General features: G+C 66.6%; 26 protein-coding genes and 1 tRNA gene. 10 read left to right on the forward strand and 17 right to left on the reverse strand.

Annotation, left to right across the window (positions count from 1 at the left end):
• Positions 1–161: 161 nt before the first annotated feature.
• The 5 genes from thrC to AC1DCJ_RS00025 form a co-directional block, all read right to left on the reverse strand.
• Complete coding sequence (thrC, locus tag AC1DCJ_RS00005; RefSeq protein ID WP_478069789.1) at positions 162–1,451, reverse strand: threonine synthase; 1,290 nt, start codon at positions 1,449–1,451, stop codon at positions 162–164.
• 34 nt (positions 1,452–1,485) lie between these two features.
• The gene (locus AC1DCJ_RS00010; RefSeq protein WP_478069790.1) at positions 1,486–2,418 is read right to left on the reverse strand and encodes a homoserine kinase; all 933 of its coding nucleotides are present in this window, start codon (positions 2,416–2,418) and stop codon (positions 1,486–1,488) included.
• A complete protein-coding gene (gene thrA / locus AC1DCJ_RS00015) occupies positions 2,415–4,931 on the reverse strand; it encodes a bifunctional aspartate kinase/homoserine dehydrogenase I (protein ID WP_478069791.1) in 2,517 nt (838 codons plus the stop codon). Before thrA ends, AC1DCJ_RS00010 begins: the two co-directional genes overlap by 4 nt.
• Positions 4,932–5,285: 354 nt before the next feature.
• Positions 5,286–6,233, reverse strand: a complete 948-nt coding sequence (locus tag AC1DCJ_RS00020) for a DMT family transporter (protein ID WP_478069792.1) — start codon at positions 6,231–6,233, stop codon at positions 5,286–5,288.
• A gap of 72 nt (positions 6,234–6,305) precedes the next feature.
• Complete coding sequence (locus tag AC1DCJ_RS00025) at positions 6,306–7,028, reverse strand: helix-turn-helix transcriptional regulator (protein ID WP_448135742.1); 723 nt, start codon at positions 7,026–7,028, stop codon at positions 6,306–6,308.
• Between the two features lie 122 nt (positions 7,029–7,150).
• Between AC1DCJ_RS00025 and AC1DCJ_RS00030 the strand changes: the two genes are divergently transcribed.
• Both AC1DCJ_RS00030 and AC1DCJ_RS00035 read left to right on the forward strand, forming a co-directional pair.
• Positions 7,151–7,972 (forward strand): DUF6491 family protein, encoded by an 822-nt coding sequence (locus AC1DCJ_RS00030; RefSeq protein ID WP_478069793.1) that lies wholly within the window; start codon positions 7,151–7,153, stop codon positions 7,970–7,972.
• The gene (locus AC1DCJ_RS00035) at positions 7,969–8,451 is read left to right on the forward strand and encodes a GNAT family N-acetyltransferase (protein WP_478069794.1); all 483 of its coding nucleotides are present in this window, start codon (positions 7,969–7,971) and stop codon (positions 8,449–8,451) included. Before AC1DCJ_RS00030 ends, AC1DCJ_RS00035 begins: the two co-directional genes overlap by 4 nt.
• Here the strand turns inward: AC1DCJ_RS00035 and AC1DCJ_RS00040 are convergent, their stop codons facing one another.
• The 8 genes from AC1DCJ_RS00040 to AC1DCJ_RS00075 form a co-directional block, all read right to left on the reverse strand.
• Complete coding sequence (locus AC1DCJ_RS00040) at positions 8,452–8,739, reverse strand: hypothetical protein (RefSeq protein WP_038688668.1); 288 nt, start codon at positions 8,737–8,739, stop codon at positions 8,452–8,454.
• A gap of 166 nt (positions 8,740–8,905) precedes the next feature.
• Complete coding sequence (locus AC1DCJ_RS00045; protein ID WP_137189345.1) at positions 8,906–9,355, reverse strand: PA2169 family four-helix-bundle protein; 450 nt, start codon at positions 9,353–9,355, stop codon at positions 8,906–8,908.
• A gap of 161 nt (positions 9,356–9,516) precedes the next feature.
• Positions 9,517–9,786, reverse strand: a complete 270-nt coding sequence (locus tag AC1DCJ_RS00050) for a hypothetical protein (protein WP_320487868.1) — start codon at positions 9,784–9,786, stop codon at positions 9,517–9,519.
• The gene (locus tag AC1DCJ_RS00055) at positions 9,786–10,508 is read right to left on the reverse strand and encodes a glycosyltransferase family 2 protein (RefSeq protein WP_137189343.1); all 723 of its coding nucleotides are present in this window, start codon (positions 10,506–10,508) and stop codon (positions 9,786–9,788) included. The genes AC1DCJ_RS00050 and AC1DCJ_RS00055 overlap by 1 nt, the downstream gene beginning before the upstream one ends.
• The gene (locus tag AC1DCJ_RS00060) at positions 10,505–11,092 is read right to left on the reverse strand and encodes a methyltransferase domain-containing protein (RefSeq protein ID WP_478069795.1); all 588 of its coding nucleotides are present in this window, start codon (positions 11,090–11,092) and stop codon (positions 10,505–10,507) included. Before AC1DCJ_RS00060 ends, AC1DCJ_RS00055 begins: the two co-directional genes overlap by 4 nt.
• Positions 11,089–11,847, reverse strand: a complete 759-nt coding sequence (locus tag AC1DCJ_RS00065) for a PIG-L deacetylase family protein (protein ID WP_478069796.1) — start codon at positions 11,845–11,847, stop codon at positions 11,089–11,091. The genes AC1DCJ_RS00060 and AC1DCJ_RS00065 overlap by 4 nt, the downstream gene beginning before the upstream one ends.
• Positions 11,835–12,812 carry an acyl-CoA dehydrogenase gene (locus AC1DCJ_RS00070; protein WP_478069797.1) on the reverse strand — a complete coding sequence of 326 codons (978 nt, stop codon included), beginning with the start codon at positions 12,810–12,812 and terminating at the stop codon, positions 11,835–11,837. The genes AC1DCJ_RS00065 and AC1DCJ_RS00070 overlap by 13 nt, the downstream gene beginning before the upstream one ends.
• Position 12,813: 1 nt before the next feature.
• Positions 12,814–13,977, reverse strand: coding sequence for a zinc-dependent alcohol dehydrogenase (locus AC1DCJ_RS00075; protein WP_137189339.1), 1,164 nt, complete (start codon positions 13,975–13,977; stop codon positions 12,814–12,816).
• Positions 13,978–14,125: 148 nt separating this feature from the next.
• Between AC1DCJ_RS00075 and AC1DCJ_RS00080 the strand changes: the two genes are divergently transcribed.
• Together AC1DCJ_RS00080 and AC1DCJ_RS00085 are read left to right on the forward strand one after the other, a co-directional pair.
• On the forward strand, positions 14,126–14,296 hold the full coding sequence (locus AC1DCJ_RS00080) for a hypothetical protein (protein ID WP_193557414.1): 171 nt from the start codon (positions 14,126–14,128) through the stop codon (positions 14,294–14,296).
• Positions 14,297–14,713: 417 nt separating this feature from the next.
• On the forward strand, positions 14,714–15,838 hold the full coding sequence (locus AC1DCJ_RS00085; RefSeq protein WP_414715909.1) for an alpha/beta hydrolase fold domain-containing protein: 1,125 nt from the start codon (positions 14,714–14,716) through the stop codon (positions 15,836–15,838).
• On the opposite strand, the gene AC1DCJ_RS00090 is transcribed toward AC1DCJ_RS00085, so the two are convergent.
• The 4 genes from AC1DCJ_RS00090 to AC1DCJ_RS00105 all read right to left on the reverse strand — a co-directional run bounded on the left by AC1DCJ_RS00090 (position 15,831) and on the right by AC1DCJ_RS00105 (position 21,010).
• Positions 15,831–16,169: a barstar family protein gene (locus AC1DCJ_RS00090; RefSeq protein WP_320487872.1), complete on the reverse strand. Its 339-nt coding sequence runs from the start codon at positions 16,167–16,169 to the stop codon at positions 15,831–15,833. The genes AC1DCJ_RS00085 and AC1DCJ_RS00090 overlap by 8 nt on opposite strands.
• A 483-nt stretch (positions 16,170–16,652) precedes the next feature.
• Entirely contained in the window at positions 16,653–19,205 is a 2,553-nt protein-coding gene (locus AC1DCJ_RS00095) for a hypothetical protein (protein ID WP_478069798.1), read from the reverse strand.
• A 250-nt stretch (positions 19,206–19,455) separates the two neighbouring features.
• Positions 19,456–20,493, reverse strand: a complete 1,038-nt coding sequence (locus AC1DCJ_RS00100; protein WP_314402578.1) for an acyltransferase — start codon at positions 20,491–20,493, stop codon at positions 19,456–19,458.
• Positions 20,494–20,933: 440 nt separating this feature from the next.
• Positions 20,934–21,010, reverse strand: a tRNA-Arg gene (locus AC1DCJ_RS00105).
• Positions 21,011–21,136: 126 nt separating this feature from the next.
• On the opposite strand from AC1DCJ_RS00105, the gene AC1DCJ_RS00110 reads away from it, so the two are divergent.
• From AC1DCJ_RS00110 to AC1DCJ_RS00135, 6 genes are all read left to right on the forward strand, one after another.
• Positions 21,137–21,697, forward strand: coding sequence for a phosphatase PAP2 family protein (locus tag AC1DCJ_RS00110; RefSeq protein WP_137189335.1), 561 nt, complete (start codon positions 21,137–21,139; stop codon positions 21,695–21,697).
• A gap of 99 nt (positions 21,698–21,796) precedes the next feature.
• Entirely contained in the window at positions 21,797–22,141 is a 345-nt protein-coding gene (locus AC1DCJ_RS00115) for a hypothetical protein (protein WP_137189334.1), read from the forward strand.
• Positions 22,142–22,223: 82 nt separating this feature from the next.
• On the forward strand, positions 22,224–23,333 hold the full coding sequence (locus AC1DCJ_RS00120; RefSeq protein ID WP_137189333.1) for a polysaccharide biosynthesis/export family protein: 1,110 nt from the start codon (positions 22,224–22,226) through the stop codon (positions 23,331–23,333).
• Between the two features lies 1 nt (position 23,334).
• Positions 23,335–24,015, forward strand: a complete 681-nt coding sequence (locus tag AC1DCJ_RS00125) for a YjbF family lipoprotein (RefSeq protein WP_137189332.1) — start codon at positions 23,335–23,337, stop codon at positions 24,013–24,015.
• A gap of 3 nt (positions 24,016–24,018) precedes the next feature.
• Positions 24,019–24,789: a capsule biosynthesis GfcC family protein gene (locus AC1DCJ_RS00130; RefSeq protein ID WP_137189331.1), complete on the forward strand. Its 771-nt coding sequence runs from the start codon at positions 24,019–24,021 to the stop codon at positions 24,787–24,789.
• A 41-nt stretch (positions 24,790–24,830) separates the two neighbouring features.
• Complete coding sequence (locus tag AC1DCJ_RS00135; RefSeq protein ID WP_137189330.1) at positions 24,831–26,963, forward strand: YjbH domain-containing protein; 2,133 nt, start codon at positions 24,831–24,833, stop codon at positions 26,961–26,963.
• Positions 26,964–26,967 lie beyond the last annotated feature (4 nt).

A 26,967-nucleotide genomic window follows, 5' to 3' on the forward strand; every position in this document is an offset into this window, starting at 1 on the left:
GCTTGCACCAGACGTCATGACCCCCGAACGAACAGCAGCCGGGCAGAGCCCGGCGCTACGTGAGCAGCCACTCCGGCGATTGGCGCGTAGAGCCGGGCTCTGCCCGGCTTGCATCAGACATCATGACCCCGGAACGAACGGCAGCCGGGGAGAGCCCGGCGCTACGTGAGCAGGACCTCGCGCAGCGCCGCGTATTCCGGCGCGCACGGCTGCGCGTGCGCCGGCCGCTGCAGCAGCGCCGACAGCGAGGGCGGCACGTCCAGCGCCTGGCCGATCAACGGTTCCACCACCGATTCGAACTTGGCCGGGTGCGCCGTCGCCGCGACCGCCCAATCCCCCTGCATGCCATCGGCACGCAACGCCTCCAGCACCGCCACCGCGGTGGCGGTATGCGGGCAGAACACTTCGCCGGCCTGCGTCCAGCGCCGTGTGATCAACGCACGGATCGCCGCATCATCCACCGCCTCCACGTGCAGGTCCGCGCGCAGCGCCGCATCGTCATCGGCATACAGCCAGCGCAGCCGTTCGAAGTTGCTCGGCGCGCCGACGTCCATCGCATTGGCCAACGTGGCCACGCTGGTGGCCGGCTGGTACGCACCACCATGGAAGAAGCGCGGCAGCACGTCGTTGGCGTTGGTGGCCAGTGCGATCTGCCCCAGTGGCAGACCCATCGCCCGGGCCAGCAGCGCGGCCATCGCATTGCCCAGGTTGCCGGTGGGGACCACCAGGTTGAGCACGTTGCCAGTGCGGGCGTGGTGTTCCAGCGCGGCATGGGCGTAGTAACTCATCTGCGGCAACCAGCGCCCCAGGCTGATGCTGTTGGCCGAGCTCAGTGGCACACGGGCCTGCAGTTCGCGGTCGCCCAAGGCCTGCTTCACCATCGCCTGGCAGTCATCGAACGAACCGGCCACGCGTAGCGTGTGGATGTTGTCGCCAAAGCACCCCAGCTGGTGTGCCTGGCGCGGTGACACGCGCCCATCCGGATACAGCACCACCACGCGGATGCCCGGTTGGCCGTGGAAGGCCGCCGCTACCGCCGCGCCGGTATCACCAGAGGTGGCGACCACGATGGTCAGCGGTTGCTCGCGGTCGCGCTGCAACCGGGCCAGGCTGGCCGCCAGGAAGCGTGCGCCGAAATCCTTGAACGCTGCGGTGGGGCCATGGAACAGCTCCAGCACATGGTCACCGGGGGTGCTCAGGGCGCGCAGCGGCGCGGGGAAATCAAAGGCATCGGCGCACAGCTTGGACAGGTGCGATGCCAGCGCATCGCCTTCGAAGTACGGTGCCAGCACCGCGGCGGCATCCAGGGCCAGCGAGCCCTGCGGCTGCCACGCTGACGCCTGCGGGCGCTGCGCGGGAACATACAGGCCGCCGTCGGGGGCCAGCCCGGCGGCAATGGCCTGGCTGAGCGTGGCGGGCGGTGCGGTGTGACGGGTGGAAACGAAATTCATCGGTCATCCTGGAAGAAAGTAAGAAGCACCACACTCACAGCAGCTGCGCGCCCGGCGCGTTCAAGGGCGAGACCCAGCCCTGGCTGTCGAACCCGGCGTCGGCGAAGGCCTGCTGCACCGCCGCCTGCGCCGCCAGCGCGGCGTCGCGCCGCTCGAACCAGGCGAACACGCTCGGCCCGGCGCCGGAAATGCTGGCACCCATCGCACCGGCCGCCAGCGCCGCATCACGTGCAGCATGGAAGCCCCCAATCAATCCCGCGCGGCGCGGCTCCACCAGCACGTCGCGCAGCCCGGCACGCACCAGCGACGCATCGGCGGTGAAGCAGCCGCTCAGCACCAGCGCGAGGTTGGCACTCTGTTCAACGAACTCGCCCAGCGCATAGCTGCCCTGCAGCGCCGCGCGGGCACGGCGGGTTTCCAGCACGGCCTCCGGATGCACCAGCAGGCTGTGCCAGGCATCCGGCACGGGAATCGGCACCAGCCGCTCGGCCGTGCTCAACACCAGCCCGCCCAGCAGCATCGGGCCCAGGTTGTCGCCGTGCCGCCCGCCGCTGGCCACCGCCTCGCCGTCCAGCGCGAAGGGATACAGCGCCTCGCGCGACAGCGGCGCGTCCAGCAGTGCATTGGCCGCCACCAGCGCGGCCACGCAGGACGCCGCCGAGCCACCCATGCCCGACCCCAGCGCGATGCCCTTGTCGATCTCCACCTCGAATCCGAACGGCAAGGCCAGCGCCTCGCGCAGCGCGATCAACGCTGCACCGGCGGTATTGTCCGGCGCGTGCAGCGGCAGCGCGAACGGGGTGCCGCGGATGGCCGCAATACGCACCTCCGGCGCCTCGATGCGGCGCACGGTCACCGTGTCGCCAACACCGGCGATGGCATGTCCCAGGATGTCGAAGCCCACCGCGGCGTTGCCTACCGAGGCCGGCGAGAACGCGCGTGCCACGTTGTCATCACCACGACTCACAGGCGCGCTCCTTCGCCCACCGCCACCCGCAGCACATCGGCGAACACGCCAGCGGCGGTCACTTCGGGGCCCGCACCCGGGCCCTGCACCACCAGTGGGTTGTCGCAGTAACGGCGCGTGGTGAACTGCACCACGTTGTCGGTCAGGCGCAGGTTCGCGAACGCGTGCCCGGCCGGCAGCTCCACCAGCCCTACCTGCGCACCATCGGGCGACAGCCGCGCCACGTAACGCAACACCCCGCCCCGCGCCTTGGCCGCGGCCAGGCGCTCGGCGAAGACCGCATCCACCGCATCCAGCCCGGCCATGAACTCCTCCACCCCGGCCTGGCGCAGCGCCTCGGGCACCAGGCTCTCCACCTGCACCTGCTCCAGGCTCAGTTCGCGCCCGGCCTCGCGCGCCAGGATCACCAGTTTGCGCGCCACATCCACGCCCGAGAGGTCATCGCGCGGGTCCGGCTCGGTGTAGCCCATGCCGCGGGCCTGCGCCACCAGCTGCGAGAACGGCACCTGGCCGTCGTACTTGTTGAACAGCCACGCCAGCGTGCCGGAGAAGATGCCGTCGATGGCCAGCACCTCATCGCCGGTATCGACCAGGTCGCGCAACGTGGTGATCACCGGCAGGCCGGCCCCCACCGTGGCTTCGTAGCGGAAACGCGCACCGCTGGCGGCGGCCGCCTCGCGGATGGCCTGGTAGCGCGGCAGCGGGCCGGCGCCGGCCTGTTTGTTCGGGGTCACCACGTGGATACCGGCCGCCAGCCACCCGGCGTAGCGGTCGGCCACCTCGGCGCTGCCGCTGCAATCGATCACCAGCGCATGCGGCAGGTGGGCCGACAGCAGGTGTTCGGTAAAGGCGTCCAGGTCGGTGGCTTCGGACGACGTGGCCAGCGCACTGCGCCAGTCACCGTGCACGCCACGCTGATCGAGCACCATGCGGCTGCGCGAGGCCACCGCGCGCAGCCGCAGGTCGACGTTGGCACGCCCGAGCAGCTGCGACTGCGCCGCCTGCAGCTGGTCCAGCAGCGCCGCGCCTACATTGCCCGGCCCGATCACGCCCACCGAGAAGGTCTGCGGCGACAGCCAGAACCCGGCATGGGCGGCGCGCAGCGCCTTGGTGGCGTGCCGGCTGTCGACGGCGACCGAGATGTTGCGTTCGGACGAACCCTGCGCGATCGCCAGGATGTTGACCTGCGCCCGCCCCAGCGATTCGAACAGGCGTGCGGCCACGCCCGGCTGCCCGGCCATGCCGTCCCCCACCGCCGCCAGCACGCTGACGTTGTCGGTGAGCTGCACCCGCTGCACCTGGCCCAGGTTGAGTTCATGGGCGAAGGCCTGCAGCAGGGCATCACGCGCGCGCACGGCCTCGGCCTGCTTGACCACGCAGCAGATCGAATGCTCCGACGACCCCTGCGAGATCATCACCACCGACACATGCGCGTTACGCAGCGAGGCGAACACCCGCTCGGCCGTGCCCGGCACGCCGATCAGGCCGGTGCCCTCCAGGTTCAGCACGGCCAGGTCCGGGCTCAGCGTCAGGCCCTTGATCGGCCCGGCAACGGTCCGTTCGGCGGTGATGCGCGTGCCCGGGTGGAGGGGATTGAAGGTGTTGCGGATGATGATCGGCAGCCCGCGCTCGATCGCCGGCGACATCGTCTGCGGGTGCACCACCTTCGCCCCGAAGTACGCCAGCTCGCAGGCCTCGTCGTAGCTGAGTGCGTCCAGCTGCACGGCTTCCGGCACCACGCGCGGATCGGCCGACAGCACGCCGTCGACATCGGTCCAGATGTGCAGTTCATCGGCATTGAACAGCGCCGCGAAGATCGCACCGGAATAGTCGCTGCCGTTGCGGCCCAGGGTGGTGATGCGGTCGCGGCGGTCGCGGGCCACGAAACCGGTGGCGACCACGCGCGGCGACGGGTGCGCCTCGCGCCAGCGCGCCAGCCGCTGTGCGCTCTGCACCCAGTCCACATCCACGCCCAGCTCGCCGCGGTCCACCACCAGCACATCCCGTGCGTCCAGCACGGCGCACGCTTCGCCCAGGCTCTGCAGGTACTGGCCAAGCAGCTGCGCCGAGTACACCTCGCCCAGCCCCTGCACCCGGTCCAGCACTTCCACCGGCAACTCGCCGATCACCGCCAGCGCGCCGAGCACCTCGGCAAGGTGGTCGAAGCGGGCATCGAGCCACTCCACCGTCTGGCCGGCGTGTTCGCCCAGCAGCGCCACCGCGGCGCCGCGATGACGTGCACGCAGCGCATGCCACGCGTCGCGCCAGTGCGGCGCATTGTCGGCGGCCAGACCGGCCACCGCGATCAGCGCGTCGGTAACGCCCTTCATGGCCGACACCACGGTGACCTGCACGGCTTCCTCGCGCGCCAGCAGCAGTTGGGCGACATGGCGATAGCGCTCGGCATCGGCCACCGAGGTACCGCCGAATTTATGCACGATGGTGGAGGTGGCAGCCCGCAGTTCGGGGGCGGCGGGTTCAGCGGCAACAGGCAGGACGGCGACGGATGACATGAAGACCTCGATTCGAGGCCCCGCATCGGGTCAGGTTGAAGGCGCTCCCCCGCAACCTGTTCCGGGTGCGGGGCCGTTGTTTTCGGAAATTACGCGAAGACGACGGGCCGCACCAGGCGAGTGGTGACGGTGGTAATGGTGGTGGTACCGGTGGTCTGCGCAGGCACGCCTCGACCGGCCGCGAGGGCGGCGGTGCAGAGCTGGGCGGTGGCGGGGATAGAGACCATGGGCCAAGAAAACTACGCCGACGGGGGGCTTGTCAAGTGTTGCAGTGCAAGATCACGCGGGGCGCGATCGGCCTGCATCGTCGGCAAAAAAGGTTGCCAATGACACCATGCAACCGCAGCAAGGCGATCAGCCCACATGTTCGGCAATCGCACGCGGCGGCCGATGCGCGTGTGCGCACATGAGCACCCCGGACACCAGGCACGCGATCGCGACTGTTTCCATCGGGGTCGGCCAGCGCTGTTGCCAAGCGAACCCATACAGCAGCGCGAACAGCGTCTCGAACACGATCATCTGGCCGGTCAGGGTGAGCGGCAGATTGCGGCTGGCCCGGTTCCAGCACGCGTTGCCCAGCACCGAGGCCACCACCGCCACCCCGGCGCTGATCAGCCAGAACCAGCCCCAGTCCACCGCGGCGTGGGATGCGCTCGGTAGCAGGAAGGCACTGGGCACCAGCAACAGCGACAGCGCGCCGGTCGCAACGCCGGTCAACAGCGACCAGTCGTGGCCGGACAGGTCCGGCCGGCGTGCCAGCCAGCGACTGTTGCCAATCGAATACACCGCCCACGAAAACAGCGCGCCCACGGCACACAACAGGCCCAGCAGACGACGCCCGGTGGACCCCTGCGCGTGCTCGGCCTGCAGCGCCTCATAGCCCACCAGCGCTACCCCGGCCAGGCACAGCAGCAGCGCGGGGGCCAGCTTGCGCAGCGGCACGGCCCCCTTCTCGCGCACACCCGCCAGCGTCACCACCACCGGAATCAGGCCGACGATCAGCGACGCCGCCGCGCCACCGGCCCACTGCACGGCATTGGCCAGCAACACGAAATACACCAGGTTGCCGGCCAGGCTCAGCCACAGCAGGCCGCGCCATTCGGCCATGCCGATGCGCGTGCGCAGGTCGCGCCAACGCGGGGCCAGCAGCACCACGGCGATCAGCCCGTAGACCATATAGCGACCGGCCGACAGCTGCACCGCACCGAACTGGCTCAGCATCGCCGGCGCCAGGAACACCACGCCCCACAGTGCGCCCGCGGCAATGCCGTTGGCGATGCCCACTCCCATCGATCGATTCATCTGCGCGCGTGCACCGCTACCGGAAACAAGGCGCCAGTGTAGGCATCGGCACAGCGGCGGTCTTGACCCAGGCTACTGCCGCTGCCGGCGCCGGTATTCGGCCGGACTCATGCCCCATTCGCGGCGCAGCGCCCGGGTCAACGCACTCTGTTCGGAGTAGCCCGCGTGCTGGGCAATCTGTGCGATAGCCAGGTCGGTGCCAGCCAACTGGCCGCGCGCCCAGCGCAGACGGCAACTGCTCAACCAAGCCTGTGGGCTGAGGCCGAACGCGTGCCGGAACAGCGCGTGCACCCGGCTGCCGCTGACGCCAACCTCGGCCGCGATGCGCTCCACCGGCCAGGCCTGACCGGGCTGGCGTTCAATGCGCGCGCAGACCGCCTGCAGGCGGGTGGCACTGCCAGCCAGCGAAAAGGCCTCCAGCAGCACCGGCATTTCACGCGCCACTACCGCAGGGTCGATCTGGCCGGTGCCCGTCGCGCTGACGCGCCGTGCCATCGCACGTACGGGCGCCGGCAATGCCAGCACCGGGTGCCGCTCCAGGCGTTGCAAGGTGTCGTCATCCAGCAGCGCAGCCGGGCAATCCACGATCAGGAAGCGATCGTCCTGCAGCGCACATTGCGCGTGCCCCGCCGACGGCGCCACGAAGGCGCCCTGCCAGACGTCCAGGCGTGCGCCACGCCCCTCCAGCTCGAACGCCAGTTCGCCCTGCAGCGGCACCACCCATTGCGCGAAGTCATGCCGGTCCACGCTGGACGTGCGGCCGTAGCGACGCAGGTTGAAGGCAGCGGTGGACATGGCCGAAGACAGTGCGGAACCGGGGGAAGGAGGAGTCTGCGCGCCCCCTGTGCCCGGTGCAACAAGGGCCGCGCAGGCCGGTGCTATAGTCGGAACCGTCCAGTCAGCAAGGAGTGCATGCCGTGACGACCCGTTCCATTCTGCCTGTGCGGCAGCGCCGCCGGTTTCCGGCCCTGCTTGCGATCCTGGCCGTGGGTCTTCCCTTGACCACTGCCCACGCCGAATCCCCTGCCCCGGTGTCCGCCGCGCGCACTGCGCCGGGCCCGCAGTGCATGGACGCCAAGGGCCTGCTGGAGATGAACCAGAGCAGCCCGGACAGCATCTCCTTGCTCGACCGCCACCAGTCACCGTGGCGGCTGCGCTTCAACGCTGCCTGCCCGGGACTGCTCGCCGCCGAAGACCCGCGCATTGCCGCTGTCGACAGTTGGGTCTGCGGCACCGGCGATGAGCGGGTCGTCGCCGGCGACACAACCTGCACCATCACCGCGGTGGAGCGCATCAGCCGCCGCGAGTTCGCACAGCAGGCAAAACAGAACGACGTGGGGCGCCCGGTCACGCTGGACGCGGTGAATGTGACCGAGCATCGGCGCACCTTCCGCGGCTCGCCGTCGTACTGCTTCAGCACCCGCCATGTGCGCGGCTGGAGCGACAGCGCGCAGGGCGTCACCGTGGAAACCAACCCGCGCTACTCCGGTGGGTACCGCCACTACGTCATCGAAGTGGCGCCGTCCTGCCGCGGGTTGGTGCACTCGCCGCAGCTGCGGTTCCATTCCGGGTTCAAGACCGGCGTGATCTGCGGCCACCCAGGCGACATGCTGGAAGTGATTCCGACGGTGGACCCCATCCTGGACGCCATCGCCGAACGCGGCTATCTGCCCGAACCGCCCATCAACCGTACCCAGGCCCGCTGCGAGATCCTCGCCGTGTACCCGGCTGCGTCGTGACCACCCTGCTACGGGTCACGTTGAGTGACCGGCCCCAGCTGCTGCCGCAGGTCGCGGCCTGGTACTTCCAGCAGTGGGGGCACCACGTGCCCGGCCGGACGTTGGCCGACGAGTGCGAACGGCTGGAGGTGTTCCTGCAGCCCGACGCCCTGCCGATGCTGTTGATCGCTCTGCAGGATGATCGCCCTGTCGCGGCCGCGCAGCTGAAGTTCCATGAACGCGCGGAACGCCCGGAACGTCTTCACTGGCTGGGGGGCGTTTACGTGGAGGCCGCGCAACGCGGCAAGGGCGTGGCAGAGGCCCTGATCAACGACCTGATGACGCGCGCCGCCAGCGAGGGCGTGCGCGAGGTCTACCTGCAGACCGAAGCCGATGATGGCGGCCTGTACCGCCGGCTCGGGTGGGCGCCGCTGGAATCGATCCTGCATGCCGGCGGGTTCCCGGTGCGCATCATGGTCCGGCAGCTTGCCCCGCCCTGATCAGCGCACGCGAAGCGGCTGCGGGGCCGGGCGATCGGCCAGCGACCCCAGCGTGAACGTGTAACCGGCCTCTTCCAACAGCTTGCGCATGCGCAGCTCGGCGCGCTTGGGATACGCCAGCGACAGCGGCGCATGCAGCGCATAGGACGTGGACTTGCCCGGCATCGTGTCGCGGGTCACCGACGACTGGTTCGTTTCGCAGGCATTGGACCACAGGTCCGACAGCACCTTCGGTCCGATGGATTGATTATTGCCAAGCCGAAGCGTCAGCCAACGCATGTGTTCCATAACAGATCCAGTCAGCCCTTTCGATCGAGTATGCACCAATTCCCCACCCCCCGTACGGCGGCGTTCGGCCGCCAGACGCAGACAGCCCCGGGCGTGCCGGGGCTGTCTACGCGGTGCACTGCGCGTGTTCATGCGGCGCCGATCAAGGCGCTGCGATGCCCGGCGGTCAGTGCTTCATTGCATGCTTGCGGTCGCGCATGACCGCATGACATTCCTGCACCTGCGGCAGCAGGCGCTGCACTTCCTGGCGCGCGGCCGGGGTGGTGTCACTGTCGGTGAGGGTGTCCTTGAACGCCTTCAGCAGGCGATCCTCGGATTCCTCCAGTTCAGCCACATAACCGTACTGCGTGTCGCCGAGGGTGGCGCGGACCTTGCCGTAGAACTGCTGCATCGACCCCACCACCGTGCCGTGGTCGGCCGGCTTGCCACCGGCGGCCACCACCGTGGCGCTGAGCGAGCGGACGAGTTCGTCCTTTACACCGGCGATGCGGGTGAACAGCGCAGACAGTTCTGCGTCCTTCACCTTGCCGGCCGCCTCGGTGTAGAAATCCTTGCCGTCGCGGGCGATTTCGATCAGGTCATTCAAGGTGTGCGTGGTCTTGGTTTCGGTAGTCACTGCGATCTGCTCCTGAAGTTTCGGGCTTGCCCGTGCTTGGGTGGATCCACTTTTCCGCATCGGCAATGAAGTCGGCGTGACACTGAAAACAAGCGGTTCAGTGACGTATCGGCAGTGCGTTGCGATTGTTTCCGCCGCGTGTGCGCCATGCGATTGCGTCTTCACGACGCATCGCGATTCCGCTTCACGCGCGCCATCACCTGCCCCGCCACCGCGGTGCCAAGCACCAGGCTGTTGGTGACCACGAACACCCAGGAATGCAGCGCAACGCTGTACAGGATGAACAGCACCGACGCACTGATCTGCCCGACGAACAACCAGGTGGATACCGCCTCGCTGTCGGGCGCGTGCCACTGCTTCCAGATCTGCCGCCACAGCGTGGCCACCAGGATGGCGGTCGCTGCCCAGCCGAGCAGATCCACGGCTGCCATCAGCACGCGCCGGCTGGTTTGGTCGCGGGGTCATCAAGTACCGCATCAGGCGGATCAACGTTGCCGCGCAGCTGTGCTTCCAGGCGCCGCAGGAAGTCACTGAAGCCGTGCACCGCGCGCGCATGACGGCGGGCGCTGGTCACCACCTGCGGCGTGGCAAGGCGGGCCACATGTGTGCCGCTGGCCTGGATGGCCGCAATGAGGGCGACGTCCTCGCCAGTCATCAGGGGAAGGAACCCGCCGCTGTCACGGTAGGCGCGGGCGCTGAAACCCATGTTCGCGCCGTGCACGTGCAGGTGGCCGTCCCGCGCCTGCTCGGCAGCCCCGAAGGCCCGCTGCACGGTCGGCGCATAGTCCTGCCAATCGTCCACGGTCACCACCCCGCAGAAGGCGCCGGCACCGCACTGCACCTGCTTCACCAGCCAGTCGGCCGGCACGCGGCTGTCGGCGTCGGTGCAGCCGATCCATCGCGCGCCCTGTGCCAGGGCGTGGTCACTGGCCACGGCGCGCGCCACCCCCACACAGCCGGCCTCGACCCGCACCACCTGCACGCCGAAGCGCCGACATATCGCCGCCGTGGCGTCACTGCACCGGTCCAGGGCCACGATGATCCGCACGTCTTCGCCGGCCAGGGCGCGATGCTGCGCGGCCGCCTGCAACGCCTGCAGGCAGGGCCCGATCAGCCGCTCCTCGTTGTGCGCCGGTACGATCGCCGCGATCATCGCAGTCCCTCGTGCTCGGCAACCGAGCGGGTGTCACGCGACCAGCCCTGCAGCAGCATGTCCGCATCGCCCCAGGAGAACGCACGCGGCAGCAGCGCGTCCAGCTGTGCGTGCACGAATTCGGCCGTACACCTGGCCTCCGCGAATGCGGGCCGCCAGTGGCAGGCGACCAGCACGCCCTGGGCGTCCAGCGACGCTGCCAGCCGTGCGGCCATCGCCTGCATCGTCGGCGGATCCAGGTAATAGCCCAGCTCGCTGAACACGATCAGGTCGAACGTGCCATCGGGCCACTGACGCGGATGCTCGGCTCGCTCAACCCGCACATGCGCGTGTGCGGCCAGGGCCAGGCGCGCCGCGCTCACCGCCTGTTCGCTCAGGTCGGTGGCCAGCAACTGCGCGCAGCGCGGCGCGAGTGCGGCGGTGAGCACACCGTTGGAGCACCCCAGTTCCCAGCCGCGCAGGTAGTGGTCCCGTGGCAGGCTGGCCAAGGTCAGCGCACGCTTGCGCGCCTCGTACCAGCGGGTGCGGTACTCGAACGGATCGTCCTGCTGGTAGAGCGCGTCGAAGTAGGCGGTCGTATTCATCCAATCAACACCTCGTAGTCACGCTCGAAACGCTGCACCACCGTGGGTGGCAGGATGGGGTCGCAGTCCAGCCCGTCCACCGCGCCAAGCTGGGTCGAAAACTGCGTGATGGCCGCGCGCTTGCGCTGCATCATCTCGGCACTCAGCGGGAAGCGCGTCGCCGACGCCCAGGCACGCGGCGCGTCCTGCGGATCCAGCCAATGCCAGCCCCACACCGGGAATTCGCGCAGCGTGCAGCCACGCGATGCGGCCGCGAGCGCACAGGCGCGACCGACGGCTTCGTGGTCGGGATGCGCGTCCAGACGCCACGGCCCCAGCACCAGGTCATCGGCGCGCAGCAACGACAGCAGGCGCGTCGCCAGCGCTGCTTCGCTGCCAGCTACGGCACCGTCATCGATGTGGAACGCGTGGTGGTCACCATCGGCCAAGCCGAGGCAGTCCAACGCACGCGCGAGTTCCTGCTGGCGCGTGCGACGCAGCCGCTGCGGTGACCACGCCGCCTGGCCCGGATAGCAGGCCTCACCATCGGTGACCGAGATGACCATCACCGGCAGCCCAAACGCTTGAGTAGTGGCCATCAGACCGCCGCAGGCGAGCACTTCGTCGTCCGGGTGCGGCGACACCACCACCAGCCGTGCATAGCCCGCAAGCAACGTTGCGGCATCGCACACCGGCACCGCATCCAGCCACGCGCACGCCTGCCACTGGGCCTCGCTGACGCCGTCGCCAGCGATGTGGCGCGTTACAACGTCCATGCCCGCCCTTCGCGATGGCAGTCCATGCCCAGCTGCTGCCAGTCGCGGTCGGCGTGGCTCTGGCGGATGAACACGGTCAGGTCGCTCCAGCGCCGCGCGTGGTCCGGGTCGATGCACATGGGGCCCGGCCCAAGCGCCCGTGCAACCAGATCCAGCGTCTGCACGCACGCGCGCTCCACTACGCTGCGCACCCTCACCACTTCGGTCATGTGGGCGTGTGTGGGGGCGGCGTCGATCAAGTCCGCCAGCTCACGCAGCAGCGCCGCGCACGCGGACAGGCTCATGTCGACCTGGCCCAGCAGTGCGGCCGCCACGCCCGGCTCACCCGCTTTGGGCGAGCACCGCAGCGGTGCGGCCAATGCCGTTGCCGCACCGAACCAGCACGCGGCGATACCCGCGCCGCCGTGCCAGAAGCCGGGGCGTTGCAGGTAGGCGTCGGGCACGCCGATCTCCACGGCCGGCACCCGGTCGAAATGCGCGGTAGCGCTGGGAATGCGCTCCATGCCGGTGGCCTGCCAGGCTTGGGTGTCGCACTTCAGGCGCGCCTGTCGCAGGTCCGCACGGAACAGCCGGCAATGCCCGTCCACGCGCACCGTCACCAGCGCCGCGCCCACCCAATCGGCACCCGAACACCACGGCTTGGCGCCGCTCAGCGTGCTGCTGCCGGCATCGAAGGCCAGCGTCGCCGCCGGCCCCTCGGCGGCCCATACCGCCGCCAGTTCCCCGGTAGCCAGCGGCGGGGCGTCAAGTTCATGCAGAATCGCCGCGGCGTCATAGTGTGCCTCCAGCAGTTTGGCCAGGCACAGATCCTGCGCCCCGATCTGCGCCAACAGCCGCCAGCGCCCCAGGGTGTCGCCCGCCCCCGGCAGCGGCAGCGCGGGATGGCGGGCCAGCCATGCCTGCGCGTGCTGCACCAAGGCAGGCGTTTCCGTACGTGGCGTGGCGATGTTGCTCACCGTGCCCATGTCAGGGCGTCAGGATCACCTTGCGGCAATCCTCCTGCTTGCGGTCGAAGATCTCGTAGCCCTTGGCCGCCTCTTCCAGCGGCATGCGGTGGGTGACGATCACCCCCGGGTCCAGGTTCCCCTCCGCGATATGGTCGAGCAGTTCCGGCATCAGTTTCTGTACGTGGGTCTGGCCCATCTTGAAGGTCAGGCCCTTGTCGAACGCATCGCCGAGCAGGAAGCCGTGCACGAAGCCGGCATACACGCCGGGGATGCTCACCGTGCCACCGCGGCGCGTGGCCGCGATGCACTGGCGGATCGCCACGCCGCTGCTGCCTTCCACCTTCAGCGTGGTCAACGCCGACTCGAGCGCGCTGCCCTCGGCTTCAAAGCCCACCGCCTCGATGGTGGCATCCACGCCGCGTCCGTTGGTCTGGGTGACGATGTACTCGGCCGGATCGTCGACACGCGTGAAGTCGATCGGCGTCACCCCATAGGTGCGTTGCGCGAAGTCGAGGCGGTACGCCAGGTGGTCGACCATGAAGATGGTCTCCGCCCCCAGCAGGCGGCAGCACGCCGCGCTCATCAGGCCAACCGGCCCTGCGCCGAAGATCGCTACACTGGACCCCGGCTTTACCCCGGCGTTGATCGCCGCCTGGTAGCCGGTGGGCAGGATGTCGGACAGGAACAGCACCTGCTCGTCGGACAGCCCGTCCGGAATGCGCAGCGGACCCACGTTTGCCTTGGGCACGCGCACGAACTCGGCCTGCCCGCCCGACACCCCGCCATACAGGTGGCTGTAGCCGAACAGCGCCGCCGGCGGCCGGATTCCCTTCTGATTGATCGCCGCCCCCTTGCCGCTGTTGGTGGTTTCGCACGCGGCAAACTCGGCAAGACGGCAATGGAAGCAGCTGCCACACGCAATCACGAACGGAATCACGACCCGATCGCCCGGCCGAAGGTCGCTCACACCGCTGCCGACCTCTTCGACAATGCCCATGAACTCATGGCCCAGCACGTCGCCGCTGTGCAGGTCGGGAATCTTGCCGCGATACAGATGCAGGTCCGAGCCGCAGATCGCCGTGGCGGTCACGCGCAGAATCAGGTCGTCGGGGGCCGCCAGCACCGGATCGGGAACGGTATCGACACGGACGTCCTTGCTGCCGTGGTAGGTCAAAGCGCGCATATGCTGCTCCAGTGAGGGATGCACCATTGCTACGCCGGGCTGCGTACCGGGGGGGTGACTCAACCGTGTGCGCCATGTTGAGAGGGAGCGACGGTACGTTCACCCGGGCGGCAGGATGCTCGAACTCCACACGCACAGGCGTCAGCGAATGAACACGCACACCCACCCACGCGGCACGCCTGAAGACGATCAGCAGAAGGCGTTCACGCCGGACAAGGTCCGCAATGACGACGCCCGCTGGAAGGACAAGGACATGCCGGAACAGGACGACGGCAAGGTCACCCCGGCCGACTACGAGACGCCCCCGTCGAAGGACTGAGGCAGGCCACCCGTCGTACTACTACTGCCCAGGCGGTGAGGCGGGCGGCGCTTCGACCGGCGGCGCTGCAGGGGTCGGATCGCCTTCAGGCGGCGCCTCCAGCGGCGGGACCTGCGCGGGAGGATCCCCCTGGGGCGGTGCTTCGGCAGGCGGCCCCTGCACCGGCGGTTCCGGGCTCACCGGCACTTCCACGGGCGGCGCAACAGGCGACCCTGGCGTGGGCGTGGGGGGCACGCCGGGCGGCGAATGCGACGATGCGTTCATCGGGTAGCTCCAACGGGTGGGGATGGCACAGCATCGCCGGTAGCGCGTCAACAACCGGCGACGGCACCGTGCACGTATCGGCAGGGTGATGCTTAGTACCGGGCCACGCCGGGCGCTATCCTGTGCCGCATTCCCGCAACGTGGACCGTGCACATGGCTGTTTCGAAATGGATGTCGGCGCTTCCGCTGTGTCTGCTGCTGGCTCCCGGCGCGCACGCCGCAGCGCCTACTGACGGCGTGCGTCAGGTGCCCAGCTTCGCATTGCCGGTGTCGCCCTATCTCAGCCCGCAGGCGCAGGACAGCGTACGCAGCGCAGTGATCCACGGCGATCCCACGGCCAAGCTGGACAATGCCGCCGTCCTCGCGCAGCTGGACAGCATCCGCAAGGGGACCGACCAATGGGCCTATGGCGAGATCGCCGAACTGCGCAAACGCTTCGCGGTGGAGCTGCATCACGAAACCTGGGGCGGCATTCCGGTGGTGCGCGTGCAGCCACGCAGTGCGCCGGCTGACCCTGCACATCAACGCCTGCTGATCGAACTGCATGGCGGCGCCTTTGTATTCGGCCGCGCTGACAGCCTGGGCCTGCTCGAGGCGATCCCGGTGGCGGCGATGACCGGCATGACCGTGCTTGCCGTGGAGTATCGCCAGGGCCCCGAGCACCGCTTCCCGGCGGCCAGCGAGGATGTCGCGGCGGTGTACCGGGCGGCATTGGCGCGGTTGCCCGCCGCGCATATCGGCATCTTCGGCTGCTCGGCCGGTGGCGTGCTCACCGGGGAGTCACTGGCCTGGTTCGCGAAGGAGAAGCTGCCCATGCCCGGCGCTGCCGGCCTGTTCTGCGCGGGCGGCGATGCGCGTTACGGCGGCGACTCGCGCTACGTCATGGCCGCGATCAACGACGCCCTGCTGCCCCATGCCGACGGCACATTGCCCATCATGGAAGACCTCTACTACGGCGACGTCGACTTCCGCGACCCGCTGGTGTCGCCGGTGTTTTCCGAACCGCTGCTGGCGCAGTTTCCGCCCACGCTGTTCATCACCGGCACCCGCGCGGCGGAGCTGAGCAATGTGTCCTACATGCACAGCCGGCTGGTGGACCTGGAGCGCGTGTCGGACCTGCATGTGTGGGAGGGGCTGGGGCACGCGTTCCATCTGGATGCCAAACTGCCGGAGAGCCAGCAGGCGTATCGGGTGATGGCGAGGTTCTTTGCAAAGCACCTCGGAACGGCGTTGCCCGCCAGCCACCCTGCCCCCGCAGCGGCAGCTGCGCCTAGATGATCACGAGGACAATGGGCGACGACTGTTCGCGCGCCGCGCAGCGTTCACTGAGCAGTTCCAGCGTCATGATGAAGGACTCGCGTAGCTCGCGCGGCATGGCGGCCAGGCCATCCACCTGCACCAGAACGACCTCCCCGGGCGCTACCACCACCCGGCACATCCCTGTGTCGGCGTCGCGCAGGGAGGACAGGCAGTCGAGCAGCGCATGACCGTTGCGGCCATAGAATGCCGGCAGGCCGAAAGCTGCAACGAAGGCATCGTGGTATTCGTCCCAGCGTGTGACCGGGGTGAAATCCAGGCGGATCGTGGCGCTAATGTTCAACGCTTGCATGTGCCCCGTCCTGGAGATTAAGGCCGATAGTCTAGAGCAGTGGCGGCGAGCTGCACTCTACACCCGACGTTGACCATGACTACACCGGCGCAGTACACCGGCACTGGTCTACTTGCGTCTACTTCTTCAGCAAGACGACGGATGAGCCAACGATGTCCTCCACAGGTGTCTTCCATCTGATTGAAGTTTCTGACGATCGTGAGCTCTCCAGCGATCGCGTAGCGCGCGTCACTTCCGTGACCGCGTCTTGCCTCAAGTGCAACCATCACTTCACTGCGGCGGACGAATCAACGCTTCTCGCTGTGCCGGGTGGCATTGCGATGCGCTGCCCAAGCTGCAAAGCGAGGCAGGCTATCAGCAGGGTGGTGTTTGACGACTTCTTACGCAGGCGGGAATAACCTCTTCCAGCAGCTTTGGGGCACGTCCGGCGACGGACATGCCCCAAGCGCCTGCGTCCTCAAGCCGGGGCAGCACTGCAGTCTGCTACTGCCCTTTTTCGCCACCCAGCGTGCCGCGCAGCTTGGCCTGCAAAGCACTGTCCGCGAACGGGTCGAACACGGTGGTGGTGTGCGCGCCCACCTTATACGCGATAGCGTCGATGGCGCTTGCGGTGGGATAGAGCATACGCACCTGCGCGTGCTTCTTCAGCGAAAGCGCCGCAACACAGCCCATCAGGAGCACATATTTGAGCAATCCGCGCTCGGTCGCGTCGTCCGGTAGCGGCCAAGCCAGAACCCGCTCGGCGACGTCCAGCGTTTCGCTGTGGCGGCTTTCCCAGCCATGACTTGCGCAGTAGAGGGCAGCGGCGGCGATGGACGGCTGCGCGCCAAGGCGCTCCAGGACCTGCTCATGCAATGCCGGCGTCCAGCACTCGGACAATGCGAAACACAGGCCGCGCGGAAGGCCCCTCTCGTCCCACAGACGCGAGAACAGGTAAGCGGTGTTGCCCGATGCTTGCGGGTCCATTCTGCCCAGACTGACGTACAGCATATCGAGTGCTTGCTTGTGCGCATGCTCGCCCCGCTGCATGGCGACCGACGCGTCTTCCAGCGCGATGCGGATGGTGGCGGTCATGTCCACAGACGTCATTGCCTCCAGTACGCGCCTTGCCGGGTGGTCGTCGCTGTTGTCAGGCGCAAGCACTGCCGCGCGGGCTTGCATGCGGGCCAAGGCCCAATGGAACAGACGCTGGCGCTGGGTCGTGTCCAGTACGTCCCGCAGGCGTTTGATGTCCTCGCCGACCCGATCGGTCAGCACGCTGTTGAGCGGCGAGGCGTGCAACAGCGCCATCAGCGGCTCGAACAGGCGCGCGTCGCTCCAGAAAGCGCGCAGACCCACCAGGATGGCGTCAACCCGGTCATCGGCGTCCAGTTCCGCAATATAACCATCGGCAGGCGGCTCCCCGATCATCGCAACCAGCAGGGGGACCAGTGCGTCGCCAGCATCGCTGACGCTGCGGCACAGTTCCGGCAACAGCGACGCCTGCAGTTCTCCGCTCAATTGCGGCAAGGCGCGCTGCACCAGTTCCATCCGCGTCGGCAGCGTGCTGTCGAGCAGGTGGCCGATTGCCCATCGCCGCGCATCATCGTCGTCCGCCAGGTCCGGGCGCCGTGCCAGGCGTATGGCCATTGCATCGCGCGTGGACGGAGCGGCTTGGGCGACGCCCTCGGCGAAGTCAGGCGCATCCCAGATGGTGAGCAGGTCCTCGGCCAGGCCACGGTTGCCAGCCAGCGCTTGGGCATTGAGGGCTGGTTCCGCGTCGCCAAGCAACCGCTGTGCGTGCTCGGCCAGGTCCAGTACGCGCAGCATCAGGTCGTCCCATTCCAGCAACGGCTGCACCACGGCTAGCAGTGCGCGGCCATCGCCGATGACGTGGTGAACAGGGTGCAGCATGGCGAGGGCCTGCCAGTGCGCTGTCGGTGAGGCGGCGAGCAACTGCGTGGCGGCGTCCGCAGCCGCGCCTGCATCCTCGCCCAGGCGCAGTTGCATGCGCGCGCGCAGAGCCCATGTCGCCGGGGCATCGGTATCGGTGATCCGATCCAGCGCCTGCAGGGTGGCTGCCGGGTCCAGTGCGTCGGCATCGCGCTCCAGCGCGCTGTCGATGTGATCCAGAACCATGGCCCCTACCGACTTTGGCGATACGGCAAGCGCCCGCAGACGCTCCGCAACCGGCGCCTTGGCGTCGATCTGCGCCCACACCATCATGCGTGCGCGGCGGTGGCGGAAATCGGGGACGACCGGCAGGTCTGCGTCGTCAGCCATTGTCCCGAAGGTGGCCACGAATGCGCGCAGCAATGGCGTAGCAACCTCAGCGACCTGCTCCAGCACCTGCGCAAGGCGCGCATCCTGGCCGAGCAGACGCGTGTGCAGCAGCCAGTAAACGGCGAGGTGCACGTCCCCGCTCAGTAAGGGCAGTGCTGCCTCGAACTCGCGCTGTTCGTATTCCTTGGTGGGGAACGTGCTCAGATAATCGTTGAACGCCTCGGCACCCAGTTCATCGGGGCCCTGCAACGGTTGGCCCTGGTTGTCGCAGGCCGCCTGCGAAAGCGCCTGCATCACCCACTGGTAGCGCGTGAGCAGGTCGGCGGTGCCGCCGTCCTGCGGAGAGGGCGTCCATGCGTACTCTTGCAACAGCGCGGCCTCTGCATCCTCCCTGTCGTCGCCGACGTCCCACTCGTCAAGCTCGTCCAACTCCAGTTCCTTTTCCCACATCCGCGCCCGGAAGGCCTGGTAATCGGCCAGACTGGCGAAACGCGGTTCCACCAGCCGGGTCTCGTGGTCCTGCCACCACACCTGCCCGCCGCCCCGCAGATCCAGCAGGGTGTAGTTGTCGCCCTCGTCGTCGAGCACGACGAAGCCGGAAAGCGTCTTGTCGATACCGCCGAAATACCGCGGATTGTTGCCCAGGTGCGCGTGGACCAGATCGGGGACATCCAGCGCAGCGAAATCGGCCGTGATCGCCGCAACGATCTGCTCGGTAAGTGGGAGCGCGTAGAAGCGCGAGTAGGAAGAAATCAAGTCCACGGTGTCGTCCATGTCTACGGAGGAAAGGTGCAGCGAGGCGCGGTGGTTCCATCCAGCTCTGTAGGTCGCGTGTCGCGCCTGAGGTCTGGTCCGGCCGGCGAGTTTACAAGATGGCAGCTGATCAGCAGGCAAGCGGGCTGCCCGGGCGCATACGTTCATGTCGGGGCGTGGCAGTGAATACGTCGCGCCGTAACCAATCCGGACCGTTGGAGCAGGATGGGTGAGGCGGAATCGTGCGACGAGTGTCAACACTCTATGGCCGTCAGGCGATCCCCACCCATCGCAGAGCATTCCTGTGGCCCTTCACCAGAAATTCAAAGGCAACCGCCCCGGCTGCGCATAGCGCGATGGTGATGATCACAGCTGCACTCACGAATGCTGGCTGCACGGCTTCAATACCGGGGATTCGACGCAGTCCCGCTTGAACGACACCAAGGACGAGCATGTGCGAAAGGTAAAAGTAGAAGCTGCGCGCCCCCAGCCAGCTCAGCGCCCATCGCCAACCACTCAAATGGGTCCACGTGCGAGCCAGCGCAATCGCAAGAGCGCATACGCACAGGGACGTGATCATCGACGAGAGTTTCAACTGCGATATAGCCAGGTCTACCGCGCCAGGAATCCACACGAATGCCTCAGCAACGGAAGCCGCTGCAGAAAGAAGCGCCAGCGCGAGCCAAAGCTGCCAGCTGCCGAAGGAGACGGCCGAGCCGTTCCGGCCAAAGGCCAATCCAGCCAGATAGAAGGGCAACCACAGAAAAAATGGCAACGCGTTGTAGGGGAATTGAGACCAGAGCCCATCAATTTCACTGGCGCGGATACCGTAGGTGAACGTGAAGGACACTACGATGGAAACGGGGATTGCCAGCTTGAGCGCGTTCGACGACAGGCGTTCGAGAACCGGGGAAAGGACGGCTATCTGCAGCATCACAATCACGTAGTAGCCGACGGAAATCACGGTGCCCGTGGCAAGCATTTCTGGTAAATCTGCAACTACCAACTTGCCCGTCAGGGCCTTCGCACAGGTGTAGACAGCCGCCCACACAAGATACGGAACCAACAGGCGTCTCACCCTGCTTTGAATGCCGGCCACCCACGACCTGGGCGCGGTTCCCTGAAGGGCGAACATCCCTGACAAAAAGACGAAAAGCACCACCGGAAAATTGATGAACTGCCTCAGCACAATGCCAAACGTATGGTTGGCGCTCCCATCGGGGAAGGCCAGTGCGCTGCCGCACGCATGTATGGCGACCACCGCGACGATCGCGAGCCCCTTCCATACGTCCCAGTAGAGATTCCTCACAGCTTGCCCACACCATTTGAAGGCCGGTCTTATATCACGATTGCCACACGCGCAATCACAGCCTCATGAAATTGCACTCCGCCCTTCCGTTCGGTCATACGCCGCTCGCACCGCCCAATCACTCTCTGCCCGATTCCACAGATTCCAAGGCTGTACCTCAATCGCGTCTGGGACATGGGCCTGGCCCCTTTCAGGTGACCACTCATTGCTTTGGGGGGGAGATATTGGACGCGAATATCAGACAGATGCACGGATCAACCCACAATCTGAACCGTGCAGATGACGGCATTGCAGTGCCACCTTCATCTGAATTGCAACCATGGCGTCTGACATGACATGCGTGCAGCCCGGCCGTAGCGCCGAGCCGTTGCCCACGTCACAAGGGAAAGTGGCGAAGTAAAGCAACAACGCCCTATCGCACTGGCCCAAGCGCTTGATCATGGTGACCCCGGCCCGATTCGAACGGGCGACCTTCCCCTTAGGAGGGGGACGCTCTATCCAGCTGAGCTACGGGGCCTGGAAGAGGTGTGAAGGATACAGCGTGATCGCTTACGCGGCCATCCCGCTTGGCCACCGTACACGTAGAGGGACTGCTTCTCCCCTATCCTTCCGTGCCCACACTCGCCCGCAGCATTGTCCGTCCATGGATCCTTCCTTCTGGAGAGCCCTCTCCCTGCTTGGCGACAGCCGATTGCTTCTTCCGGCAGCTGCCACGTTGATGCTGCTCGGTTACCTGGATGGCAGGACACCCTATCGACGATGGTCATGGGGGCTTGGCGCTGTCGGCGCCGCTGTATTGACGAGCAAGCTGGCCTTTCTGGGACTGGGTATTGGCTTGACTTCACCGCAGTTCACCGGTTTCAGCGGACATGCCGCATTTTCCGCCGCTGTTTGGCCCGTTCTGCTGGCCAGCGCCACCCGTGGGCGACCAGCCGCGGCGGTCGTATCAGGCCTGATACTTGCCGCGCTAGTAGCAGCATCGAGACCGCCACTGCATACCCACTCCTGGACCGAAGTCATCGCCGGCTGGCTGTTGGGCGCGATGGCAGCGACCTGGGCAGTCCGCGGCGCTGTTCCTGCCGATTTTCACCGACCGTACTGGACCACTGCCGCACTGGCCGTTGGTAGCGTCTGCCTGACCATCCTGTGGAATGTGCGTCCACACACCTTATTACTGCTCGCCACCGGCCATCCGCCCCACTGAACCACCCGTCCCCTGGTCACACCGCGACTTGACATCAAAAGCGCTCAACCGTGATCATAGGGATGAATTACCCCCTAACGGAGTAGGAGAACCCGTTCTATGAAGAAGATGCTTGCCGTAATCGCCCTGGTAGGCCTGTCCTCCCCGGCTTTCGCCCAGGACGCTCAGGTTGAGCAGACGGGTGCTGCTACCGAAACCACGACCTCTGCCGAAGTCGCTGGCACCGAAGCTGCTGGTTACTCGACTGCTGCCATCGCCGGCACCACCGTCGGCGTGATCGCCGCGGGCGCCGTTCTGTACAGCGTCGCCGGTGACAGCTCCAGCGGCTCGAACGACGATGGTGGCAACAACGGCGGCACCGATCCGGGCGGCCCGGGTACGGGTGGCACCGGCGGTACCGGTGGCACTGGTGGTACCGGCGGCACCGGCGGCACCGGCGGCTGATTTAGCCAAAGCCTGAATCCATGCCCTCGCCGGGCCATGCTTGGCGAGGGTTTTTTATGCCCGCCGAAAAATCAGACTCTACATGACCATGAAGTTCACCTGCCTTGCGGTCGCCCTGTTGGCGACTGCCACCCTGTCCGGCTGCATGCTTGCGCCAGGACAGCACCTGCGTCACAGCGATGTATCGGCTGGCCGGCAAAGCGATGATCGCACCCTGGAGATGGTCACCATCACTCCAAAACTCATCGCGATGGATCGCGCGACGCAGGATGAGCAGGTCCTTCCGCCCGAACTGTTCGATTACCAGCCTGCCGATTACACCGTCGGCACGGGCGATGTCCTGTACATCACGGTCTGGGACCACCCGGAGCTGACCGTCCCCGCCGGCTCCCAGCAGCAGGGCAACCTTGCCGGCCGCCTGGTGCAGAGCGACGGCGCCCTGTTCTACCCCTACATCGGCAAAGTGCAGGCCCGCGGCAAGACGCCGATGGCGCTGCGCGAAGAGATCAGCCGCCGCCTGGCGCAGTACATCGAGTCGCCCCAGGTCGACGTCTCGATCCTCAACTACGGCAGCCAACGCGTGTGGGTGACCGGCGCTGCGGAACGTTCCGCACCCATTGCCCTGGGCACCTCTCCCCTCACCTTGTCCGATGCGATCAGCCAGGCGGGCCTCAACCCGAGTCAGGCCGACCTGTCGGGCGTCAAGCTGAGCCGCGGCGGTGCCACCTTCACTGTCAACCTGGAGACGCTCGCCACGCAGTATGGCGGCCGGCAGCTCTACCTGAAGGACGGTGATTCGATCTTCATTCCGTACCTTGACCGCAAAGAAGTCTTCGTTGTCGGCGAAGTGAATCTGCCGGGCGCTTACAGCTTCCGCACAGGCGACGTATCGCTGAACCAGGCCCTGGGTCGCGCCCGCGGGCTGACCCAGGAAACCTCGAACGGCAATGCGGTCTATGTGATCCGCGGCAGCAAGGATCTGCAGACGATACCCTCGCGCGTGTTCCAGCTTGAGGCCCGTTCCCCCACCGCCTTCGCCGTCGGCAGCCAGTTCATGCTGCAGCCTGGCGATGTGGTCTTCGTCGGTGCCGCAGGCGTGACCCGCTGGAACCGCTTCGTGAACCAGCTGTTGCCATTCAGCAACATCCTGTATACCGCTGCGCGCACGGAGAGCGAAGTCGGGAACAACTGACATGGCAGCCTTTGACGTGCATGCACGGCGCCGCAAGGCGCCCATGGTGCTGATGTCGTGCATCGCCTTGGCCAGCACGATGCTGCTGGCCAGCTGCACCACGGGCAGCCGTGCCACCAGTGATTCGTTCCGCTTGCTGTTCCAGGGGCGGGTACAGGTAACACCCGCGCAGGTGGCAGCCACGCCCTATCCACAGGCACAGCTGAAAGCGCCGGACATGGCGGCCGTCATGGTGCTGGGCTTCGTCGATGAAGGGCAGCAGACCTGGTATGCCGGCAACCATGCCGTGTTCAAGCTCGATGCCAATGGGCTGCTGACGGGGACAACGGGCAATGGGCGCCAGCTCCACTCGCGTATCGTTGGCCCCTCGCCTTTCGGCAACCTTGCACACCTTCAAGGCAGTGCGCCCGTGCAGCGTGAGTACGACTGGATCCCCGGCTACCGCATGGGTGTCCAGGCGCATGGCACCGTCGAACGAGGTCCGCTGGAGTCGGTGGAGATCCTGGGCCGCAAGCGCGACCTGATCCGATTCGATGAACGCCTCGACGGTGGCATGCGGGCCCACAATATCTACTGGGCCGATCCTGCGACGGGCTTCATCTGGAAAAGCCGCCAACAACTGAGCCCGGACTACGAGGTTGAGCTGGTTCAGCTCAAGCCCTACCGGACATCGAAGGACTGAGACATGCAGTTGCGTTTCCTTGCCCTGGCGACAGGGCTTGTGTGGTCGTGCACCACCTGGACGGCTACGGCACAATCCGCATCACTGATAGCCCGTGTCGACGGACAGGTCCATGCACCGGGCGACTACACGCTCGCTACAGGCGCGCGGCTTTCGAGCCTGCTTGCAGCCGCGCGACCTGGCACCCAGGCCTACCTGCCCGGTGCCGCTCTTTTCCGCGAACACGACCGCCTTGAACAGGTGCGTCTGCGTGCGGGTATCGAGCACGACCTTGTCGCCCTCCAGGACCACAAACGTCCGGAGATAGCGAAGGTCGCCGAACAACTCCTGCAGTGGATCGACGCGCGGGACGCCACGGGGCGCGTCCCGCTGGCAACCACGGACGTACGCCTGATGCAGGTCCAACCGTTGGCAGACCCGGTGCTGGCGCCCAGGGACAGACTGCACTTTCCAACCCGTTCGACGACGATCACCGTTATGGGTGCTGTCGGCGCTGCCTGCGAGTTGCCGCACCAGCCCGAACGCGATGCCCGCGATTATCTTCGGGATTGTCCCATCACGAAGGCCGCCGACCCCAGCGATCTGTTTGTCATCCAGCCCGACATGGTCGTCCAGCAGCTCGGCGTCGCGCTCTGGAACCGCGCCGACCCGCAGGCGGTTGCGCCGGGCGGGGTCATCTACGTCCCCCTGCGCCAGCGCGAGATCAACAGGGTTGACCCGTCATTCAACACAGATTTTGCTGCGTTCATCGCAACACAGGCCCTGACACCGTGAGCTGCCGTAAGACGACGCGTCCGACGACGCTTGCATTTTCGATGCTTGCGCTGGCCCTGTCGGCCAGCCTCCACGCACAGGAAGCACCACCCGCCACCGCGAGCGAATGGGGTGGCGTAGGACTGTTGCAGACGCCCACGGCACGGATGGCGGCAGATGGCGATATCGCCTTCACTGCTTCGCACAATTCACCGTACAGCCGCTACAACCTGACCATGCAGCCTTTTCCCTGGCTGGAGGGGGCGTTCCGCTACATCAACGTCTCCAACATCCGCTACGGCTCAACCGATATAAGCGGCGACCAGAACTACAAGGACAAGTCGATCGATTTCAAGGTCCGTCTCTGGCAGGAAACGCGCTGGACACCCGACCTTGCCTTCGGTGTGCGTGACCTTGGCGGCACCGGCTTCTTCTCCAGTGAGTATCTTGTCGCCAGCAAGAACTTTGGCCCGGTGGATGCCTCCATCGGCTTGGCCACCGGCTACATCGGCAACCGCGGGGACTTCTCAAACCCCCTCGGCGCGATTGATGATCGCTTCAAGGATCGCCGCCCCATCGCAGGCAGCAACATCAACGACGCCGGCAAGTTTGGTGCCAGCAACATGTTCAAGGGGCCGGTGGGCATCTTCGGCGGCATTACCTATCAGACCCCCTGGGACGCGCTCCTGCTCAAGGTGGAGTACGACGGTAATGACTACAAGCGCGAGCCCCGCAGGAACAACCTGAATCAGTCCACGCCCATCAACGTCGGCCTGGTCTATATTCCGAACCGGAACATCGAACTGGCCGCAGCCTGGGAGCGCGGCGATGCGGCCATGTTCTCCCTGACGTTCCGGGGCAATCCTGGGCGGGCGGCTTCGTCGGCGAAGCCGTTCGACCCTGCGCCGGTCAAGCTGAAACAGCGCGCCCCGGTGGAGGCGGATGCACTACAGCAGTCCGCGGTGGGAACTGCGCAGGCGCAAGGTACCGAAGTCGATTGGGAAAGCGTCGCCCGCCAGTTACGCCAGAATGCCGGTCTCCGCATCGAGCAGATCTCGCGCCGCGGCAGTGAACTGTATATCGACGGCTATCAAGCCAACTATTACCACACCGCGAAAGGCATGGGGCGCGCCGCACGCATCCTGGGCAACGACGTGAGCGGCGAATACGACTGGTACACCTTCCGGACTACGCGACTGGGCATGCCGATCATCGATACGTCGATGAAGCGAGACACCTTCGAAGCCTACCTGGACGGGCGTGCAACCGAAGATGATCTGCGCCGCAGCACCGAAGTTTCCGTGCCTGCCGACGTTGAACGCGAGGTCCTCTACACCCAGGCGAAGAAGCCATGGGGCGGCGGTTACAGCATCGGCTACCGCCAGAACCTTGGCGGGCCCGACGGCTTCATCCTCTACCAGGTCGCGGCGAATTTCAGCGGCAGCGTGTTCTTCCGGCCCAATGTCTGGCTGACCGGTACCGTCAGCGCCGACATCATCAACAACTACGACAAGTTCCGTTTCGACGCGCCCAGCAACCTGCCGCGCGTACGCACCGACCTGCGCCAGTACTCCACGACGTCTGACGTGATGATGCCGAACCTGCAGTTCAACGTTGCACGCAGGCTCGGACGCGACATCTATGGCATGGCCTACGCAGGCTACCTGGAGTGGATGTACGCGGGCGTCGGTGGCGAGCTCCTCTACCGCCCCATGGGCGAAAGCTGGGCGGTGGGTGGCAATCTGAACTACGTGCGCCAGCGCGACTATGACCAGCATTTCGGACTGCGTGATTACAGCATCACCACCGGTCATGCCACGCTGTATTACACGTTCGACGCGAAGGAGCGCGTGGTCGGATCGCTCTCGGCCGGGCGCTATCTGGCCGGTGACTACGGCGCCACGATCAACCTGGCCCGTGTCTTCGACAATGGTATGACCATGGGTGCCTACGCGACCAAGACCAACGTGTCGGCGGCCGAGTTTGGCGAGGGCAGCTTCGACAAGGGCATCTACTTCAGCATTCCGCTCGACACGGTCCTGCCCCGTTCGACGCGCTCCCAGGCCACGATCAACTGGGCTCCGTTGATCCGCGACGGTGGCGCCATGCTCAATCGCAAGTACCCTCTGTACAACCTGACAGGCGAGCGGGACGAGCGGTTCTTCTACGACAACATCAAGTCTGCGGCCGACTGAGTCG

The organism is Stenotrophomonas sp. 10N36 (assembly GCF_056395005.1).

Coding starts and splice junctions, on each gene's coding strand:
- AC1DCJ_RS00055 (WP_137189343.1), bottom strand. CDS start 10,508: ATGATCGCGGCGATCGTACCGGCGCACAACGAGGAGCGGCTGATCGGG.
- AC1DCJ_RS00095 (WP_478069798.1), bottom strand. CDS start 19,205: ATGGACGACACCGTGGACTTGATTTCTTCCTACTCGCGCTTCTACGCG.
- AC1DCJ_RS00040 (WP_038688668.1), bottom strand. CDS start 8,739: ATGGAACACATGCGTTGGCTGACGCTTCGGCTTGGCAATAATCAATCC.
- AC1DCJ_RS00085 (WP_414715909.1), top strand. CDS start 14,714: ATGGCTGTTTCGAAATGGATGTCGGCGCTTCCGCTGTGTCTGCTGCTG.
- AC1DCJ_RS00020 (WP_478069792.1), bottom strand. CDS start 6,233: ATGAATCGATCGATGGGAGTGGGCATCGCCAACGGCATTGCCGCGGGC.
- AC1DCJ_RS00065 (WP_478069796.1), bottom strand. CDS start 11,847: ATGGACGTTGTAACGCGCCACATCGCTGGCGACGGCGTCAGCGAGGCC.
- AC1DCJ_RS00125 (WP_137189332.1), top strand. CDS start 23,335: ATGGCAGCCTTTGACGTGCATGCACGGCGCCGCAAGGCGCCCATGGTG.
- AC1DCJ_RS00115 (WP_137189334.1), top strand. CDS start 21,797: ATGAAGAAGATGCTTGCCGTAATCGCCCTGGTAGGCCTGTCCTCCCCG.
- AC1DCJ_RS00135 (WP_137189330.1), top strand. CDS start 24,831: ATGCTTGCGCTGGCCCTGTCGGCCAGCCTCCACGCACAGGAAGCACCA.
- thrA (WP_478069791.1), bottom strand. CDS start 4,931: ATGTCATCCGTCGCCGTCCTGCCTGTTGCCGCTGAACCCGCCGCCCCC.
- AC1DCJ_RS00110 (WP_137189335.1), top strand. CDS start 21,137: ATGGATCCTTCCTTCTGGAGAGCCCTCTCCCTGCTTGGCGACAGCCGA.
- AC1DCJ_RS00120 (WP_137189333.1), top strand. CDS start 22,224: ATGACCATGAAGTTCACCTGCCTTGCGGTCGCCCTGTTGGCGACTGCC.
- AC1DCJ_RS00025 (WP_448135742.1), bottom strand. CDS start 7,028: ATGTCCACCGCTGCCTTCAACCTGCGTCGCTACGGCCGCACGTCCAGC.
- AC1DCJ_RS00070 (WP_478069797.1), bottom strand. CDS start 12,812: ATGGGCACGGTGAGCAACATCGCCACGCCACGTACGGAAACGCCTGCC.
- AC1DCJ_RS00075 (WP_137189339.1), bottom strand. CDS start 13,977: ATGCGCGCTTTGACCTACCACGGCAGCAAGGACGTCCGTGTCGATACC.
- AC1DCJ_RS00080 (WP_193557414.1), top strand. CDS start 14,126: ATGAACACGCACACCCACCCACGCGGCACGCCTGAAGACGATCAGCAG.
- AC1DCJ_RS00050 (WP_320487868.1), bottom strand. CDS start 9,786: ATGGCAGCCGTGGATCTGCTCGGCTGGGCAGCGACCGCCATCCTGGTG.
- AC1DCJ_RS00130 (WP_137189331.1), top strand. CDS start 24,019: ATGCAGTTGCGTTTCCTTGCCCTGGCGACAGGGCTTGTGTGGTCGTGC.
- AC1DCJ_RS00060 (WP_478069795.1), bottom strand. CDS start 11,092: ATGAATACGACCGCCTACTTCGACGCGCTCTACCAGCAGGACGATCCG.
- AC1DCJ_RS00090 (WP_320487872.1), bottom strand. CDS start 16,169: ATGCAAGCGTTGAACATTAGCGCCACGATCCGCCTGGATTTCACCCCG.
- thrC (WP_478069789.1), bottom strand. CDS start 1,451: ATGAATTTCGTTTCCACCCGTCACACCGCACCGCCCGCCACGCTCAGC.